We start from the raw sequence: 17,802 nt of genomic DNA, 5'->3' as shown, positions 1-17,802 counted from the left end.
GAGGATTCCCCGGTGACAGCCCGGCCTGTCGCCGGGAAATCCTGGTCTGTAAGCTGCGGGTGGCTCCAGGTCTGACACAGGCGTGGTGGCGTAAGGCCCTGACGCGATAGTTCATCGGAGGGTCCTAAGAAGAGGTCGTTGGGAAGGAACTCCATGAAGCGTCTATTCGGGTTGGTGCTGTCGTTGTTGCTGGCTGTGACCGCGTGTTCACCGGATTCCGCTTCGTCCCAGGGATCCGCTGACAAGCCGCTACAGATTGGCATCGCTCAGATCGTCGATCACCCGTCGCTCAATGCCTTGCGTGACGGGTTCATGGAGGCGATGACCGACGCCGGCTATGTTGAGGGCACCGATGTCGTCTACGACCTCAAGAATGCCGCCGGCGATCAGGTCACGCTGTCCAACATCGCGAGCAGCTTCACCGACAAGGATCTCGTGGTGGCCATCGCAACCCCGACCGCGATCACCTTGGCCCAGGCACTGCCCAATACCCCGCTCTTCTTCGCCGGTGTGACCGATCCGGTCGGTGCCGGACTGGTGAATTCCGTCGATGCTCCGGGCGGAATGATCACCGGCACCTCTGACATGCCGCCGATCGCCGACCAGCTCGAGTTGATCAAACAGATCACTCCCGATGTCTCGACAGTCGGTCTCTTGTACACCTCCGGCGAGGTCAATTCCCAGATTCAGGCCCAGATGGTCAAAGACGCTGCACCGGCGCTCGGCCTTGCCGTCCAAGAGGCCACCGTCACCGCTTCATCCGAGGTGCGCCAAGGCGCCGAGTCGCTGTCGGGCGCGGACAGCTTCTTCGTGGGTACCGACAACACCATCATTTCGGGGGTCGAGGCGCTGGTTGCGGTTGCCGAGGAGCGCAAGGTTCCGCTCTACGTCTCCGACCCCGACTCCGTCGACCGGGGAGCCATGGCGGCACTGGCAGTCGACTACCACGCCCAGGGCGTCCAGACCGGTGAGATGGCCGCTCAATACCTCGCCGAGGGCGGCAAACCGGGCGATATCCCGGTCGCGGTGGCGAGCGATCTCGAGATCTCACTGAACCTCCAAGCAGCCGAGCGGATGGGCGTGGTCGTCCCGCAGGACGTCATCGACAAGGCCGTCAAGGTGGTTCGCTGATCCGCGTCCGCCTTTGGTGACCGAGGGCACAAAGACCTCCGTCGATAGGCCATTGTCATCAAATTGACACCGGACCGGCCGATCAGCAGCCGGGAGCATCACTACAATCATTGCTTGCACCTACCTGTGAGAGGAAACACCATGCGCCGAATCGTCGCCGCCGGCCTGTTGGCCACACTTGCCCTTACCGCCTGTGGCGGGGGCTCGTCGACCACCCAGGAGTCCGGCGGATCGAGTACCACCGATCGGAGCTATGACGTCTCGAAGGTTCAGAAGGTGGACGAGATCGCAGCGCTGCTGCCGGCCGACGTCGCCAGCACGGGCAAACTGGTGATCGCGGAGGCTCCCGACTATGCACCGGCCGAGTTCCGCGCCGACGATCTGAAAACCGCGATCGGCTACGATGTCGACCTCGGCAAGGCACTCGGCAAGGTGCTCGGCCTGGAGCCCGAGGTACAGGCAGCGGAGTTCGCCAGCCTGCTGCCCAGCATCGGCTCCACCACCGACATCGGCATCTCGTCGTTCACCATCACGCCGGAGCGGACCGCCAGTTACAACATGGTCTCCTACATCAAGGTGGGGTCTTCGTTCGCCGTTCAGAAGGGCAATCCCGAAGGCTTCGACCCCGACAGCATCTGCGGCACGACGATCGGTGTGCAGACCGGCACGTACCAGGAAGAAGAGCTGGCGAAGTCTTCCGAGGATTGCGTTGCCGCAGGCAAAGAGGCGATCGAGGTGCTCAGCTACGGCGTCCAGTCCGATGTCACGACCAACCTGACCGGTGGCAAGGTCGTCGCCTTCTACGCCGACTCGACGGTCGCCGACTACTCGGTGGCACTGACCAACGAACAACTCGAGGTCATCGGCGGCGTGCGCGACGCGGCACCGCAGGGCATCGTGATATCCAAGGACGATGAGCAGCTGACCGCGGCCATTCAGGCGGCTGTCCAGCAGTTGATGGACGACGGCACCTGGTCGGCCATCCTGGCGAGCTGGGGGGTCGACGAGAGCGCCGCAGTGATGACGGCGGAAGTCAATCCGACCGCGTGAGCCCCATGAGCCAGTCATCCGACCCTCGCGTGGCCGACAAGGCTCCGAATCTGATCGAGGCGAAACCGGTGCCCAGGCCCGGAGTGTGGGTCTGGGCCGCGATCGTCATCTTTCTTGCGCTCGGCTTGGTCTCCAGCCTCATCGAGAACAAGAACTTCCGCTGGGACGTGGTAGCGCAGTACCTCTTCGATCCGAGGGTCGTGGCTGGTGTCGGCTGGACGCTGTTGCTGACCGTGGCGGCGATGCTGCTCGGCATCGTCCTCGCTGTGGCGACCGCGATCATGCGGATGGGGACCAACCCGATTCTGCGCGGCGTCTCCTGGGCCTACATCTGGTTCTTCCGGGGTACTCCGGTTTACACCCAGCTGGTTTTCTGGGGCCTGCTGGCGGTGCTCTACCCGCGGATCAGTGTCGGGATACCGTTCGGGCCGGAGTTCTTCTCGCTGTCCACCAAGGACATCGTCAACGCCATGGTGGCCGCGATCCTGGGACTCGGCCTGAACGAAGGCGCCTACTTGTCCGAGATCGTGCGTTCCGGCCTGAACTCGGTTGACAAGGGACAATGGGAGGCCGCTACGGCGCTCGGCATGAAACGGTCAACCGTTCTGCGAAGGATCATCATCCCGCAGGCGATGCGCGTCATCGTGCCCCCGACCGGCAACGAAACGATCTCGATGCTGAAGACCACCTCGCTGGTGCTGGCGGTGCCGTTCATGCTCGAACTCACCTTCGTCACCAATGCCATCGGCAACAAGAACTTTCTGCCGGTGCCGCTGCTGATCGTGGCGGCGATGTGGTACCTGTTCATCACCTCCGTGCTGATGGTCGGTCAGCACCGGCTGGAGACCTACTACGGACGTGGCTTCGACGGCGAACTGTCTCAGCCGCGCAAAGTGAAGGGCATCTCCAAACGTCAGCAGGCGATCCTGTCCGCAGGCACTGTGAACACCGCGACGAATCTGGATGTGACGCCATGAGCGATTCGACGGCCCAGCCGATGGTGGACGTGCAGGGCGTCCACAAGTTCTTCGGTGAGCTCCACGTGCTCAAAGGCGTCGACCTGGTGGTTCAGCGCGGCGAGGTCTGCGTGCTGCTTGGGCCCTCAGGGTCGGGCAAGTCGACGCTGCTGCGCTGCATCAACGAGATGGAGCAGATCAGTGCCGGCCGGCTGCTCGTCGATGGCGAACTGATGGGTCTTCGCGAGATCACCAAGAACGGTCAGACCGTGCTGCACCGGCTTTCGGACGCAGAGATAGCGCGGCAGCGTTCCCGTATCGGGATGGTCTTTCAACGGTTCAACCTCTTCCCGCACATGACCGCGCTGCAGAATGTGATGGAGGCGCCGCGCCAGGTCAAGAAGATCTCCGCCCACGGTGCCGAGAAGCTGGCTCGCGAGCAGCTGGCGCGGGTGGGGCTGACCGACCGCTCCGATCACTATCCGTCGCAGCTGTCCGGCGGCCAACAGCAGCGGGTTGCGATCGCTCGGGCGCTGGCCATGGATCCGGAGCTGATGCTCTTCGACGAACCAACCTCCGCGCTGGACCCCGAGTTGGTAGGCGAGGTACTGGCCGTGATGAAAGAGCTTGCCGAGACGGGCATGACGATGATCGTCGTGACTCATGAGGTTGGCTTCGCGCGTGAAGTGGCAGACCAGGTCGTCTTCATGGACGACGGCGTGATCGTCGAACGCGGTACTCCGGCCCAGGTCATCGGCGATCCGACCGAACAGCGCACCAAGGACTTCTTCGCGAAGGTGCTGTAGACAAACCGCCCATCACAAGGCCGGCCACTTCATAAACAAGAAGGCCGGCTACTTCACGAAGAAACCGGCCACTGCATAGACAAAAGAGAGCTGGGGGCCAGTCTCCCGACTGACCCCCAGCTGTTCAATTGGTCATGTGTTTGGCTTGACGGCGACTACCGCCTCTGCCTGAATAAGGCTTAACCGACGACTCGGAGCGAGAACTGCGTCTCACTGAGCGTTCTAGTTACCGATCTTGTCCTTGAGGAAATCCTGGGCTTGATCGACTTGCCCGACATACTTGTTGTCGGTGGCTTGGTCGACTGCATCGCCAGCCTTGTCGATGACAGCTTCCACCTGATCCTCATGTTGATCGGCGGCGGACTTGATGTCGTCCAATAGCCCCATGCGATCTCCTTTCTCCCGGAGAGTGCCGGCAACTGCTCGGCTCTGAATTAAGAGTTGCACATCCGCCAGTCATAATCCAGAGACCGGCGCGGTCAATTTCTGATGATTCGCCGTCGGCAGATCATTAGCAGGGGTTCCGCGAGTCACGCAGCTCAGGGCAGCCCGGCGAGTCGTCCGAGCGCAGCCGCTGCAGCACCGATGATCACCACGGCGAGAAACGGAAGCCTGCGCCACAGAGCCACGCCCGCCGCGACCAGGGCGAGCGCGCGAGAATCGAGCGCGAGGGCCTGTCCGGAAGCGAACGCATTCGTCGCTACCAGGGCAGAAAGCAGAGCGATCGTCAAAGCGTTGCTCGCCCGACGGAATCCGGCCGAACCCAGCCAGGTCGACGGCAGCAGATAGCCGGTCAGCTTGGTCGCGAAGGCCACGGCCGCGGCCATCAGAATCCACCCCCACACGCTCATTCGATACTCCCTGAGATCGCGGACGACTGGTGGTCGGTCCCCGTCGACTTGCTGGACTGCCCTCGGCTGATCAGATGCATCAGCACCGCGATGACGCCGGCCACCAGGAGCGGAATGCCCGGGGGTGTGAACGGAACGACCAGCACGGTCACCAAGGCGCAGAGCACGGCCAATCCGGCCGCGTTCTTGCTGCGCAGCCTCGGCCAGAGCAGGCCGAGGAAAGCGGCGACAGCGGCCCCGTCCAGGCCCCAGGCCTTCGGATCGCCCATCGAGTCCCCGGCCCACGCACCCAGGAAGGTGAAGAGATTCCACGTCAGCCAGACACCGGCGCCCGCCGTCCAGAACCCGCGCCGCCGCTCCGGTTCTCCGTCGGCGGCCATCGTGGTGGCGAAGGACTCGTCGATGGTGAGGTGGGCCATCAGCACCCTGAGTGGTCCGCGGGGCGTCAAGGTGGCGTTCAACTGCGCCCCGTAGACGGCATTGCGGATTCCGAGCAGGCTCGCAGCGACCAGTGCGGACATCCCACCGCCGGCCAGTGTGCCGACGAAGGCGAATTGACTGCCGCCGGTGAACATCAACGCGCTCAAAGCCTGGGTCTGCCAGCGGTTCAGCCCGGCAGCTACGGCCAGTGCACCGAACGAGATCCCGTACAGCCCGGTGGCGATCGAAACCGACAGCCCCATCCTCACGGCGGGGCTGCTCAACAGAGGTCTCACTTGGCTATGGACCCTATGGGCTCGCTCACTGACTCATCGTCGGGGACGGTGGCGGTCTCGCGGTTGCGGATGCGCCGACTCAGGATGAAGCCTGTCAACGCGGCAACCGCGACGCAGATCGCGACCGAGCAGAGCACCGGAGAGAATTCCCAAACTACCCGGAGAGCGTGAAAACCGACGAACCCGACCGTGCCGTAGAGCAGCGCCCACAAGACGCTGCCGACGCCGAGCGCCGGCAAGAACTTTCGCAGCGGCATCCGCAGGCCACCCGAGGCCAGCAGCACCATCGTCTGGAAGCCGACCGTCAAGAAGCACACCGACACGACCGGCGCGCCATACCGTGCTAGCAGTCGGCAGGCCTGCTGGTAGCGCTGGCCCTGCATCTTGGCGGTGGTCTTGACCCGGGACGCCCCGGCAATCAGACCGCGCCCTAGCGCGTACGTGGCGCTGGCTCGCGAAAAGACGATGCAGAACAAGAGCGCATAGACCAGCAGCTTGGGCATCTCCCACTCGAGTGGATTCACGCTCGCTCCTACGGTTGCCTCGCCTGCAGTCGCTTCGATCATCACCCTACCCGGCAGCGCAGGCTGACTGCGTATCGTCCGCGCCCGAGGGTGGACCACATTGGCAGGTAGCCAGGTCGTAGGGTTGGTCCTCGTGGGAGATGTGCTGTCGGGCTTCTTCACCATCTGGTTTGTCATAGGCATCGGTTGGCTGTTGGCCCAATTCAGGGTGCTGGACGCCAATGCTCAGCGCGTGCTTTCCCAAGTCTCGTTCTGGGTCGGTTTGCCTGCGCTGCTGTTCGGAAGCTTGCGCCAGGCGGAGTTGGCGCGCATCTTCTCGCTTAATGTGGTGGTCTCGCTGCTGGCGATCTTCGCCACGCTCGGCAGCTATCTGCTGCTGGCCTCGACGCTGTGGCGGCGCAGCGCCGGTCACAAGGTAATCGGCGGTTTCGCGTCCTGCTATGTCAACGCCAATAACATGGGCCTGCCGATCGCGGCCTATGTGCTGCACGACACCAGCTGGGTGGCGCCGATCCTGCTGATTCAGGTGGTCTTCCTGCAGCCGGTCGGGCTGAGCATCCTCGATGCGCTGAGCGCGAGGAAGAACGGCAACAAGACCAGCGCGATGCGCAATATCACTTTGCCGCTGCGCAACCCGATGACCATCGGAGTCATCGCAGGCCTGCTGGTGAACCTGACCGGTATCGGGCTGCCCGGGTTGTTGACCTCCACCCTCGACCTGGTGGGTGGCATCGCGGTGCCCGCCATGCTGATCGCCTTCGGCGTCTCGCTGCGCACCGGTCCGCTGCCTGGGCATGGCAACCTGGGGGAAACCGCCGTCATCAGCGTGCTCAAGGTGCTCGTCCAACCCGTGCTGGCGTTCGTACTGGCCCGCTTCGTTTTCAACCTGGATCCGGCGACGACGCTGGCCGTGACGGTGATGGCGGGCCTGCCGACCGCGCAGAACGTGTTCATCTTCGCCATGCGCGGCGAAGAGTCCGTGCAACTGGCGCGCGATGCGATCTTCGTCACATCGTTTGCTTCCATTCCCGCGGTGACCGGGTTGGCCGCGTTGGTGCACCTGCTCTAGAGATCGGCTGCCGAAACCAGCAACGGCTGCCGGAATGCTCACGCTGGATCACAGCGGCTGCCGAAACCAGCAACGGCTGCCGGAATGCTCACGCTGAATCACAGCGACTGCCGGTAGTGGCAACGACTGCCGGTTATTCGCTGGCCGCTGTTGTTTTCGGCAGCTGCCGCGGATCTCGGCCCCGGCAACCCTCTTGACATCCACTTTTAGATCGATCTAACATCGTCTTGGATCGATCTAAGACACCGATCCACCACAGACGACGACGTTGAGGAGGCACGATGGCGCGCATCCGGCTGATCGATGTTGCCGAACATGCCGGAGTCTCCCGAGCGACCGCCTCATTGGTGCTCCGTGACTCGCCGCTGGTCGCCGACGCCACCAGGAAGCGCGTCCGCGAATCCATGCAGACCCTTGGCTACGTCTACGACCGCTCCGCAGCGGCGCTGCGCAATTCACGCACCGGAGTGGTCGGGCTGATAGCTCCCGCCCTGAACCACCCCTATCTGACCCAGTTCGTCACCGGTGCTCAGAACATCCTCGAAGCTGAGGGTGTGCTGGTGCTGGCCGGGGTCACCCACGACGATCCCGCCCAGCAGCTGCGCCTGCTCACGGCGCTGGCCGAGCGCAAGATCGACGGCGTGGTGGTGGTTCCGGCGAACGGGTCGTCCCCCCGCGATCTGGGCGATGGCACGATGCCGCTCGTCCAGTTGGTGCGCCGGGTCGCCGGCACCCAGACCGATTTCGTGGCGGCCGACAATGCGTCCGGCGGCTACCAGGCAGCACGCCATCTGCTGCGTCATGGCGCTGTCCGCATCGACTTCGTCGGTGGACTGCCGAGCTTCTCATCGTATGCGCCGCGCCTCGACGGCTTCACCCGCGCGCTGGCCGAGGCCGGACGACCAGCGCCCGTCCAGCACCCCAGCCGGCCCAGTCGCGACGACGCTCGCGAGGCTGCCGCGCAAGCCATCGCCGATGGCGCGGACGCGCTGGTCTGCTACTCCGACGAGGTCGCCTTCGGTGCCCTGGAAGCAGCCCGCGAGGCGGGCAGAGCCGTGCCCGGGGAGCTGCTGGTGACCGCCTTCGACGATGTCACCGAGGCCCGCTATTCGACCCCGAGCCTGACCTCGGTCGCCTCGTCCGGAGAGCTTGCCGGCAGCGAAGCCGCCCGGCTGCTGCTGCGGCGCCTGGCCGATCGGGACGCGACGCACGAACAGATCCTGGTACCGACAACGCTGGTCACCCGAGCATCGTGCGGATGCTCGTCCACCGCGCCAGACCACACATACCGCGCTGTGCCGACCAATGACTGAAGAGCGCATCACTCAGCAGAGACTAGGAGTTCATCCATGCGTCGCCCACCGATTCTGAGTGCCGCCGAAGCCGCCACGTTCATTCCCGATGGTGCCACCGTCGCGGTCTCGTCCTCGTCGGCCATCGGCTGTCCCGACGACATCCTGGCGGCCATCGGCGAGCGATTTGAGCAGACCGGATCTCCTAAACGGATCACCTCGATCCATGCCATCAACAGCGGCGACATGTCGGCGGGTATCGCCGGCAGCAACCACATCGCCAAGCCCGGCCTGCTGGCGCGGATCATCGGTGGCTCCTACCCTGCCGGGCCGTCCAAGATGGCCAAACCCGAGCTGCGCGAACTCCTGGAATCCGGTGGTTGCCAGGCCTATATGTTCCCCTCCGGCGTCGTCTTCGAGATGCTGCGTGCCGCCGCTGCCAAGCAGCCCGGGGTCTTCACCGACGTGGGCCTGGGCACCTACTTCGATCCTCGGATCGAGGGCGGCAAGATGAACGACGTCACCCCCGATCTGGCGCGCATCGAGAGCCTCGACGGCCGCGAATGGATCTACCTGCCGGCCATTCCGGTCGACGTGGCGATCATCCGCGCCACAACCGCTGACCCCTTCGGTAACCTCACCTTCGAGGACGAAGCAGCGGTGCTCGGCACTCTGGACACCGCGATGGCGGCCCACAACAACGGCGGCATCGTGATCGCGCAGGTCAAACGAACCACCGACCAGAAGCATCCGCCCCGCGAGGTGCATGTGCCGGGCGCGCTGGTGGACGCGATCGTGGTCGCGCCCACCCAGCAGCAGGCCGGCGGAATCTTCTTTGATCCGGCCATCTCGGGCACGCAGGTGAAATCGCTGGACGAGATCGAGGGCATCGGCTTCGACATCACCAAGGTGATCGCCCGCCGGGCCGCGATGGAGCTGCACCACCATGACCTGGCCAACCTCGGCTTCGGGATCTCCGCGAACGTGCCGCGCATCCTGATGGACGAGGGGCTGGGCGGCGAGGTCAGCTGGGTCATCGAGCAGGGCGCGGTCGGCGGCTTCCCGGTCACCGGCAAGGCCTTCGGTGCCGCATATAACCCGGACGCGATCGTTGCGTCGTCCGACCAGTTCATCCTGCTGCAAGGCGGCGGCATCGACATCGCGCTGCTCAGTTTCATGGAGGTCTCGCAGCGCGGCGATGTCAACGTCTCCCTGATGCGCGCGGCAACCCACGTCACCGCGGGCGTCGGCGGCTTCGCCGACATCACCGCGCACGCCAAGCGGATCGTCTTCTCCGGCCAGTTCACTGCAGGCCGCAAGGAGGTCAAGTTGGGCGACGGGCGTTTGGAGATCATCTCCGACGGCACCATCGCCAAGTTCTTGCCCGAGGTCGCTCAAATCACCTGGTCGGGCTCGGTGGGTGCCGAGCGGGGCCAGCAGGTGCTCTATGTCACCGAGCGGGCCGTGCTCGAACTGCGCGATGGGGTCGTCACGGTCGTCGAAATCGCTCCCGGTGTCGATCTGGAGCGCGATGTCTTGGCCCGCGCCGGTATCCCGCTCGCCGTTGCCGACGACCTGAAACTGATGGACTCCCGCATCTTCACCGACGAACCCATGGGCCTTGGCCTCGGCGCGCGCCGCCGACCGCTGACGCTGCCCGGAAAGGACCACTGATGACCCAGACGCCAGCCACTGCCGCCGTCGTCCAACCCGACGGCGAGATCACGCTGACGGTCGACGGCCAGATCGCCATCATCAACATCGCACGTGAGAAGAAGTTGAACTCGTTCACCATCCCTATGGTCGAGGAGCTCGAATCGCATCTGGCTGTGATCGACGACTCCGAAGACGTACGCGTGGTCATTGTGACCAGCGCCGGGGATCGCGCGTTCTCGGCGGGCGCCGACATCGAGGCCTTCAGCCGGCTCTCGGCCACCCGGATGTGGTCCACCTGGATCCGTCGCGGACACGCGCTATTCGACAAGCTCGCCGGGCTGCGGCAGCCGTCCATCGCTGCGATCGATGGCAACGCGTTCGGCGGCGGCCTCGAACTCGCGCTCGCCTGCGACATTCGGGTGATGGCCGCGGACGCGAAGGTCGGTCTGTCGGAGCTGGGCATCGGAACTCTTCCTGGCTGGGGTGGCACCGACAGGCTGCAGCGCACGGTCGGGGTGGCCAGGGCCAAGCGGATGATCTTCACTTCGCTGATGGTGGACGCCCCGACAGCCCTCGACTGGGGCCTGGTCACCGACGTGACCGAACGTAGTGAGGTCGTCGCGAAGGCCCGTGAAATCGCCGATCAGATCGCCACCAGGGCCCCGATCGCCCTGCAAATGAGCAAGCAGATCATTGACGGCCAGTCCGGGCAGGGCCTGCGGCTCACGCTCGAAGCTCTCGGCTCGGCCGCCAGTTCGGCCACCGACGACTTCGTCGAGGGAGTCTCGGCGTTCCGCAACAAACGGCACCCCGAATTCACCGGAAGTTTCGATGACCCGGCATCCCGGGCTGCGCTGCATGAATAACCGCTAGTCATGCAGCTTTACCGTTTGGGCATTGGCACTGCGGCGGCCACCAGGAGCGAAATGAGAGCACGGATCGTCCGGCCCATCGTCGGTTAGCCTCGACCTCATGACCTTGGTTCCAGCTGTCACTCTTGATGACGTTGAGCGCGTGGACGCCTGGTGGCGCGCCGCTAACTATCTGACCGTCGGCCAGATCTATTTGCAGGAGAATGCGCTGTTGAAGCGCTCACTGAGCGCCGAAGACATCAAACCTCGGCTACTCGGCCATTGGGGAACCAGTGCCGGATTGAGCTTCATCTACTCTCACCTCAACCGGCTGATCCGGCACACCGGCCAAGACGTGGTCTACATCGCCGGCCCCGGACACGGCGGCCCGGCCCTGGTCGCCGCCGCCTATCTCGAGGGCTACTACACCGAGGTCTTCCCGAAGATCACCCAGGACAGCGATGGTGTGCGTTCGCTGTTCCGGCAGTTCAGCGCCCCCGGCGGCATCCCCAGCCACGCATCGGTGACCACCCCCGGATCGATCCATGAGGGTGGCGAGCTGGGTTACGCCCTCTCACATGCCTTCGGCGCGGCATTCGACAACCCGGATCTGCTGGTGGCTGCGGTCGTCGGCGACGGCGAAGCAGAGACCGGCCCGCTCGAGGGTGGTTGGAAGGGCATCAGCTTCCTCAACCCGGTGCACGACGGCGCTGTGCTGCCGATCCTGCATCTCAATGGCGCCAAGATCGCCGGCCCCACGGTGCTTGCCCGCAAAGATCCGGACGAGGTCACCGCGCTGTTCACCGGACACGGCTATGAGCCGGTCTGGGTCGAAGGCGACGACCTGCCGTGGATGCACGTGCGTTTCGCCGAGGCACTGAACTACTGCTACGAGCGCATCAAGCAGATTCAGGACGACGCCCGCAGCGGCCATTGGGAAGGTCAGCGTCCGGTCTGGCCGATGATCATCCTGCGTTCGCCCAAGGGATGGACGGGCCCGCACGAGGTCGATGGCATTGTGGTCGAGGGCACCTGGCGGGCCCATCAGGTGCCGCTGTCGGGTGTTCGCGAGAACCCGGCGCACCTGCGGCTGCTCGAGACGTGGCTGCGCTCCTACAAGCTCGATGAGCTGTTCAACCCGGATGGTTCGCTCACCGATCTGGTGAGGTCGAACAATCCCGACGGCGATCATCGGATGAGCGCAAATCCGCATGCCAACGGCGGCCGGTTGACCGTCGATCTCGACCTGCCGGACTTCCACGACTACGCGGTCGATGTCACGCCTCAAACGCGCGCCACCGAGCGCCTGGAGTCGACCGGCAAGCTCGGCAAGTTCATGCGCGATATCTACACGAAGAACCCGACGAACTTCCGGCTGTTCTGCCCCGATGAAACGAACTCGAACCGGCTCGGTGCCGTCTTCGAGGTTTCCGACCGTGGATTCGCCGAAGAGACGAACGTCTTCGACGTGAAGATCGGCAACCAGGGCCGCGTGATGGAGGTTCTCTCGGAGCACAACTGCCACGGCTGGCTGGACGGCTACACCCTGACCGGACGGCACGGCATGTTCGCGTCGTATGAGGCATTCGGCATGGTGTCGGCGTCCATGACGATGCAGCAGGCCAAGTGGCTGCAGGAGGCCAACCATCTGGAGTGGCGGGCCAAGGTACCCAGCACCAACATCTTGCTGAGTTCGACCTGCTGGCGAAACGATCACAACGGTTTCTCGCATCAATCGCCCGAACTGCTGCAGGTGGTGCTCAACCTGCGCGGTGATGTCGCGCGGATCTACTTGCCGCCGGATGCCAACTGCCTTGTCGAGGTGGCCGACCACTGCTTCAAGTCGCGCAACTATGTGAACCTGATCGTCCAGGACAAGCAGCCGCAGCCGCAGTGGTTGTCTATCGACGAGGCGGTCGAGCATTGCACTCGTGGCTACGGCATCTGGGAGTGGGCCGGCACCGAAGGACTCGGGCATTCCCAACCTGACATCGTGCTTGCCTCGGCAGGCGATGTGGTGACCCTGGAGGCTGTTGCCGCCGCGGAGATCCTCAAAGCCCGGCTCCCCAAACTCAAGGTACGGTTCGTGAACGTGGTCGACCTGATGACGCTCTACCGCCAGAAAGATCACCCGCACGGCATGAGCGCCAAGGAGTTCTCCGAGACGTTCACCGGTGACATCGATGTGGTCTTCGCGTTCCACGGCTATGCAGGGGCGATTCACCAGCTGGTGCACGGCCGCCCGGACGCCGACCGTTTCCGCGCCCGTGGCTTCCGTGAGCTCGGCACCACCACCACGCCGTTCGACATGGTGGTGCGCAACGGGGTCGACCGCTATCACCTGGTGATGGATTGCATCAACAACGCCAAGGTGAAGCCCGAGGGCAGCCACGAGCTCTACCAGTGGTGCGAGGCTCAACTGGCCCGCCACGAGGAGTACATCGTGGAATATCTGGAGGACATCCCCGAGGTTCGGGGCTGGGAACTCGGCAAGTTCGCCGAGCAGGACGCCCTCATCGAGGCGGACGACCAGCAGCGCGCCAAGGAAGCCCGCCGCCGTGCGGCCTTCGCCGACGGCCATGCCGCCAAGCAGCAGGCCCTCGGCCTGAAGTAACAGACGCGTCCACCCCGGTAGTTGAAGCGACGCCGATTGCTGCGTGCCCGGTCTTCTTGCTCGAAGGCCGGGGCTGCTGCGTGCCAGGCGCCCAACGCGCTTGGTTGCTCCCCAGTTGGCCCAAACCGGCCAGTTTGCGAACGAAATCGCGATCTGGCGACCACTCAAGCGCGTTGAGGCCCTCCGCATAGACTTGCCCGCGAGATGACCACCACCGTGCCCGAGCCGCCGCGCCTCGAATTCCCATCCGACCTGCCGATCAGCGCGCACGCCGAGCAGATCGCGCAGCTGATCCGCGATCATCAGGTCGTCGTGGTGGCCGGGGAGACCGGCTCGGGCAAGACCACCCAGCTGCCCAAGATCTGTCTGCTGGCCGGCCGCAAGCGGATCGGCCATACCCAGCCCCGCCGGATTGCTGCCCGCAGCGTCGCCGAGCGGATCGCCTCCGAGATGGACGTACAGCTCGGCGAACTGGTCGGTTACCAGGTCAGATTCACCCGGCAGACCGGACGAGCGACCCGCATCAAGCTGATGACCGACGGCATCCTGCTCGCCGAGATCGGGCACGATCGTCAGCTCCGCCGCTACGACACGATCATCATCGACGAGGCCCACGAACGCAGCCTGAATATCGACTTCCTGCTCGGCTACCTCAGGCAGTTGCTGCCGGCGCGGCCCGAGCTGCGAGTCATCATCACCTCGGCCACCATCGACACCGCTCGGTTCGCCGAGCACTTCGGCAACGCTCCGGTGGTCGAGGTATCCGGACGCAGCTATCCCGTCGAGGTCCGGTATCGTCCGTTGTCAGACCCGGATGATCCGGCAGACGATGGTATCGACCAGGCCGATGGCATCGTCCAGGCGTGTGATGAGCTGCGCGCGGAAGGCCCCGGCGACATCCTGGTCTTCTGTTCGGGCGAACGCGAGATCCGCGACGGCCTGACGGCGTTGGCGGCCGAGGACTGGCCGGGCACCGAACTGGTCGCGCTGCATGCCCGCTTGTCGGCGTCCGAGCAGCATCGCATCTTCACCGCGCACCGCGGACGGCGGATCGTGCTGGCCACCAATATCGCCGAGACGTCGCTGACTGTGCCCGGCATCCGCTACGTGGTGGACGCCGGCACCGCCCGCATCTCGCGGTATTCGGCGCGCACCAAGGTGCAGCGGCTGCCCATCGAACCGATCTCGCAGGCCTCGGCCAACCAACGGGCCGGCCGCTGCGGCCGCGTCGCGCCGGGCATCGCCATCCGGCTGTTCAGCGAGGACGACTATCTGACCCGTCCGCCGTTCACCGAACCCGAGATCCTGCGCACCAACCTGGCGTCGGTCATCTTGCAGATGGCCAAGGCCAATCTGGGCGACATCTCGAGATTCCCGTTCGTCGAGGCACCGGACGCCGCCCAGATCAGCGATGGACTGCGGCTGCTCACTGAACTTGGTGCCCTGGAGACCGCGAAACCGGTGCGGCTGACCGGCATCGGCCACCAGCTCGCTCAACTGCCCATCGACCCCAGGCTTGGCAGGATGCTGATCGAGGCGGGGGAGCGCGGCTGCCTTCGCGAGGTGCTGGTGATCGTCGCCTTCCTGGCCATCCAGGACCCCAGGGAACGTCCGAATGAGAAGCGGGACGAAGCCGACCGGCTGCATGCGCGCTTCTTCGCCGACGACGCATTGGCGGCCTGGCAGGACCAGGCAGCGGGAGCCCCGATCGGGCAGGACCCGGCTCGCGGCGGACGCCAACGCCAGCTCCAACCAGCAGCCGGAACCCAGCCGGCGCGGTTCACCCCACACACCTCGAAGACCGCCCGCGCCAAGGGCCTACGAAGCGAGGCTGCAACCAGCCCGCAGGCGGCCCCCGCCGATCCCGGCGGAGACATCATCGCGATCGTCCGGCTCTGGCAGTACCTCAAGGCCGAGCGCCGCGAGCTGTCGGGCAACCAGTTCCGCCGTCGCGGCCGCGACGAGGATCGCAACTATCTGCGGGTTCGCGAATGGCAGGACCTGCACACCCAGCTGAAGACCGCCAGCAAAGACCTCGGCATGGGACGCAACGACAACCCCGCCGAGCCGGAAGCGATCCTCACCAGCGTGCTGTCCGGGCTGGTCAGCCACATCGGCCTGCAGCTGCCGCCCCCGAAGCGCGACCCGAAGGCCCGTCGGGGGCGTCCGATCGTCGAGTTCATGGGCACCCGCAATTCGCGGTTTGCGATTCAGCCGGGTTCGGCGCTGGCCAAGAAGCCGCCGCAGCTGGTGATGGCCGTCGAACTGGTCGAAACCAGCAGGCTGTGGGCGCGCACGGTGGCCGCCATCGAACCCGAATGGCTCGAGCAGGTCGCAGGCCACCTGCTGAAGCGCAGCTATTCGGAGCCGCACTGGTCGTCCAACTCGGCCAGCATCGTCGCCTACGAGAAGGTGATGCTGCTCGGTGTGCCGATCATCGCCGACCGGCCGGTCGACTACGCCCGCGTCGACGCGTTCACCGCCAGGCAGATCTTCATCCGCTCCGGGCTGGTCGAGGAGCAATGGAATCCGGGTGACACTCACGCCAGGCATGACTTCCTGCATCACAACAGGGCCGTGCTGCGCGAGGCCGAGGAGGTCGCCGACCGCACCCGGCGGCGCGGCATGGTCGTTGATGACCAGGCGATCTTCGACTTCTACGACGCCAGGCTGCCCTCCGAGGTCACCTCAGGGTCCAGTTTCGACGCCTGGTGGCGCGGATACGCAAACAAGCGGTTCTTGGAGTTCGATCTCGACCTGCTCACCGACGCCGATGACCGCGACACGGCGCGCACCGACTTCCCCGATCATTGGCGGCTCGAAGGCCTTGAGCTGCCGGTCAGCTACGTCTTCGAGCCGGGCGATGGACGAGATGGCGCGAGCGTCAGCGTCCGGCTGGCCCAGCTCAACCAGCTTCGTCCCGAACCGTTCAGCTGGCAGGTACCGGGCTTGCGTACCGAACTCGCCACCGAGCTCATCCGGCATCTGCCCAAGCAGGTGCGGACGAGCTTGGTGCCCGCGCCCGACCGGGCCCGCGAGGCGCTCGCCTGGCTGGAGGCCCATCAGCCCGATCACGCCCGCCGATTCTGCGACGAGCTGGGGCGCGCCCTGCGCGCGCTCACCGGTGTCGTCGTCGATCCGGGCGACTGGCATCCCGACCAGGTGCCCGGCCATCTGCGGGTCGGCTTCGTGATCGCGACTGCTGGCAAACCCGACCGCTTCAGCCGCGATCTCGGCGAGCTGCGCCAGGAGTTGTCGGCCCAGGTCTCCCAGACGCTTACCCGGGCTGCTCCCAAGGTCGCGGAGTCGACCTCGTGGACGTTCGGTACGCTGCAGCCCAAGGTGAGCATCAAACGCTCAGGCATCACCGCGATCGGTTATCCCGCCTTGAAGGACCTCGGCACGGCGGTCGGCGTGATCATCACCGAGACCCCCGAACAGCAGGCGTCCAGCCACCGGCGCGGCATCCGCCGGTTGCTGGCCTTGACCAATCCGGATCCCACGCGCTGGACGGTCTCGCATCTGACGAACCCGGAGAAGCTGGCACTGCCGGCCAGCCCGTACCCCAACGTGCCCGCGTTGCTCGCCGACGCCCGGCTGAAGGCCGTCGATCAGTGCGCCGCCCGGCATCTCGACAGCGCCACGGTGCGCGACGAGCGTAGCTATCAGGCATTGGCGCTGCAGGTGCGCCAGGAGCAGGCCGATCAGATGCGTCACGTGGTGCAGGTCGCAGCCGAGGTCTGCGAACTCGCCCGCCGGATCCGTCAGCAGGCGGCGGTCTCGAAGATCGGCGACCAGATCATCGAGCAACTCGACAACCTGGTCTTCGATGGCTTCATCGGTTTCGTCCGCGACCCGTGGTACGACCGGCTGCCTGTCTACTGCCAGGCGATGATCGCGCGCCTGACCAGCGCCGCAGCCGATCCCGCCAGGGACGCCCGGCTCGCCGAGCCGATCGATGAACTACTGGCCGACTACGACGATCTCTGCGACGAGCTGCCGCCCGGACGACTGCCCGACATGGTCGACGACATCGGCTTCCTCGTCGAGGAGTTGCGGGTTCAGACCTGGGCGCAGGCGCTGGGCACCGCGGTGACGGTCTCGCCCAAGCGCATCCGCAAGGCGATCCAGCAGGCGCGGGCATCGTTGGCTCCCACTCGACGCGTTAATTCTTTGTCAGACCCTAACCGATCCTAATCATCGCCAGCAGATCGGCGGCGGACCCGAGCAGCTGGGCGCCGGCCGGCCAGACCGCGTGCAGCGTCCGCTTCAACAGCCCGGACTGT

14 protein-coding genes are annotated in these 17,802 nt (G+C 65.2%); 10 read left to right on the top strand and 4 right to left on the bottom strand.

Annotated features, from left to right (window positions below):
* The first annotated feature begins 153 nt into the window (after window positions 1-153).
* From AAFP05_RS03115 to AAFP05_RS03100, 4 genes are all read left to right on the top strand, one after another.
* Window positions 154-1,131, top strand: a complete 978-nt coding sequence (locus AAFP05_RS03115) for an ABC transporter substrate-binding protein (RefSeq protein WP_341728397.1) — start codon at window positions 154-156, stop codon at window positions 1,129-1,131.
* 141 nt (window positions 1,132-1,272) lie between these two features.
* A complete protein-coding gene (locus tag AAFP05_RS03110; protein WP_341728396.1) occupies window positions 1,273-2,181 on the top strand; it encodes an ABC transporter substrate-binding protein in 909 nt (302 codons plus the stop codon).
* Between the two features lie 5 nt (window positions 2,182-2,186).
* The gene (locus tag AAFP05_RS03105; protein ID WP_341728395.1) at window positions 2,187-3,158 is read left to right on the top strand and encodes an amino acid ABC transporter permease; all 972 of its coding nucleotides are present in this window, start codon (window positions 2,187-2,189) and stop codon (window positions 3,156-3,158) included.
* A gap of 20 nt (window positions 3,159-3,178) precedes the next feature.
* Window positions 3,179-3,943: an amino acid ABC transporter ATP-binding protein gene (locus tag AAFP05_RS03100; protein WP_341728436.1), complete on the top strand. Its 765-nt coding sequence runs from the start codon at window positions 3,179-3,181 to the stop codon at window positions 3,941-3,943.
* Window positions 3,944-4,165: 222 nt separating this feature from the next.
* On the opposite strand, the gene AAFP05_RS03095 is transcribed toward AAFP05_RS03100, so the two are convergent.
* The 4 genes from AAFP05_RS03095 to AAFP05_RS03080 all read right to left on the bottom strand — a co-directional run bounded on the left by AAFP05_RS03095 (window position 4,166) and on the right by AAFP05_RS03080 (window position 6,034).
* Window positions 4,166-4,330, bottom strand: coding sequence for an antitoxin (locus AAFP05_RS03095; protein WP_341728394.1), 165 nt, complete (start codon window positions 4,328-4,330; stop codon window positions 4,166-4,168).
* Window positions 4,331-4,482: 152 nt separating this feature from the next.
* Entirely contained in the window at window positions 4,483-4,794 is a 312-nt protein-coding gene (locus tag AAFP05_RS03090; protein WP_341728393.1) for an AzlD domain-containing protein, read from the bottom strand.
* Complete coding sequence (locus AAFP05_RS03085; RefSeq protein ID WP_341728392.1) at window positions 4,791-5,498, bottom strand: AzlC family ABC transporter permease; 708 nt, start codon at window positions 5,496-5,498, stop codon at window positions 4,791-4,793. Before AAFP05_RS03085 ends, AAFP05_RS03090 begins: the two co-directional genes overlap by 4 nt.
* 8 nt (window positions 5,499-5,506) lie before the next feature.
* A complete protein-coding gene (locus AAFP05_RS03080) occupies window positions 5,507-6,034 on the bottom strand; it encodes a VTT domain-containing protein (protein ID WP_341728391.1) in 528 nt (175 codons plus the stop codon).
* A gap of 133 nt (window positions 6,035-6,167) precedes the next feature.
* On the opposite strand from AAFP05_RS03080, the gene AAFP05_RS03075 reads away from it, so the two are divergent.
* The 6 genes from AAFP05_RS03075 (at window position 6,168) to hrpA (ending at window position 17,713) form a co-directional block, all read left to right on the top strand.
* Complete coding sequence (locus tag AAFP05_RS03075) at window positions 6,168-7,103, top strand: AEC family transporter (protein WP_341728390.1); 936 nt, start codon at window positions 6,168-6,170, stop codon at window positions 7,101-7,103.
* Window positions 7,104-7,384: 281 nt separating this feature from the next.
* The gene (locus AAFP05_RS03070) at window positions 7,385-8,416 is read left to right on the top strand and encodes a LacI family DNA-binding transcriptional regulator (protein ID WP_341728389.1); all 1,032 of its coding nucleotides are present in this window, start codon (window positions 7,385-7,387) and stop codon (window positions 8,414-8,416) included.
* A 36-nt stretch (window positions 8,417-8,452) separates the two neighbouring features.
* Window positions 8,453-10,069 (top strand): CoA-transferase, encoded by a 1,617-nt coding sequence (locus AAFP05_RS03065; protein WP_341728388.1) that lies wholly within the window; start codon window positions 8,453-8,455, stop codon window positions 10,067-10,069.
* Window positions 10,069-10,917 carry an enoyl-CoA hydratase/isomerase family protein gene (locus AAFP05_RS03060; protein ID WP_341728387.1) on the top strand — a complete coding sequence of 283 codons (849 nt, stop codon included), beginning with the start codon at window positions 10,069-10,071 and terminating at the stop codon, window positions 10,915-10,917. Before AAFP05_RS03065 ends, AAFP05_RS03060 begins: the two co-directional genes overlap by 1 nt.
* Before the next feature lie 106 nt (window positions 10,918-11,023).
* On the top strand, window positions 11,024-13,516 hold the full coding sequence (locus tag AAFP05_RS03055) for a phosphoketolase family protein (RefSeq protein WP_341728386.1): 2,493 nt from the start codon (window positions 11,024-11,026) through the stop codon (window positions 13,514-13,516).
* Between the two features lie 204 nt (window positions 13,517-13,720).
* Window positions 13,721-17,713: an ATP-dependent RNA helicase HrpA gene (hrpA, locus tag AAFP05_RS03050; protein WP_341728385.1), complete on the top strand. Its 3,993-nt coding sequence runs from the start codon at window positions 13,721-13,723 to the stop codon at window positions 17,711-17,713.
* Window positions 17,714-17,802: the final 89 nt, after the last annotated feature.

Origin of the sequence: Brooklawnia sp. (assembly GCF_032229645.1) — a bacterium.
Classification (GTDB): Bacteria; Actinomycetota; Actinomycetes; order Propionibacteriales; family Propionibacteriaceae; genus Brooklawnia.
Note: the sequence above shows the minus strand (reverse complement) of the source record. Positions and strands in the feature narration are given on the sequence as shown.

What these genes read in the sequence shown, in the direction of transcription:
- AAFP05_RS03095 (WP_341728394.1), bottom strand. Translation starts at nt 4,330, where the DNA reads ATGGGGCTATTGGACGACATCAAGTCCGCCGCCGATCAACATGAGGAT.
- AAFP05_RS03110 (WP_341728396.1), top strand. Translation starts at nt 1,273, where the DNA reads ATGCGCCGAATCGTCGCCGCCGGCCTGTTGGCCACACTTGCCCTTACC.
- AAFP05_RS03115 (WP_341728397.1), top strand. Translation starts at nt 154, where the DNA reads ATGAAGCGTCTATTCGGGTTGGTGCTGTCGTTGTTGCTGGCTGTGACC.
- AAFP05_RS03065 (WP_341728388.1), top strand. Translation starts at nt 8,453, where the DNA reads ATGCGTCGCCCACCGATTCTGAGTGCCGCCGAAGCCGCCACGTTCATT.
- AAFP05_RS03060 (WP_341728387.1), top strand. Translation starts at nt 10,069, where the DNA reads ATGACCCAGACGCCAGCCACTGCCGCCGTCGTCCAACCCGACGGCGAG.
- AAFP05_RS03100 (WP_341728436.1), top strand. Translation starts at nt 3,179, where the DNA reads ATGGTGGACGTGCAGGGCGTCCACAAGTTCTTCGGTGAGCTCCACGTG.
- hrpA (WP_341728385.1), top strand. Translation starts at nt 13,721, where the DNA reads ATGACCACCACCGTGCCCGAGCCGCCGCGCCTCGAATTCCCATCCGAC.
- AAFP05_RS03090 (WP_341728393.1), bottom strand. Translation starts at nt 4,794, where the DNA reads ATGAGCGTGTGGGGGTGGATTCTGATGGCCGCGGCCGTGGCCTTCGCG.
- AAFP05_RS03055 (WP_341728386.1), top strand. Translation starts at nt 11,024, where the DNA reads ATGACCTTGGTTCCAGCTGTCACTCTTGATGACGTTGAGCGCGTGGAC.
- AAFP05_RS03105 (WP_341728395.1), top strand. Translation starts at nt 2,187, where the DNA reads ATGAGCCAGTCATCCGACCCTCGCGTGGCCGACAAGGCTCCGAATCTG.
- AAFP05_RS03070 (WP_341728389.1), top strand. Translation starts at nt 7,385, where the DNA reads ATGGCGCGCATCCGGCTGATCGATGTTGCCGAACATGCCGGAGTCTCC.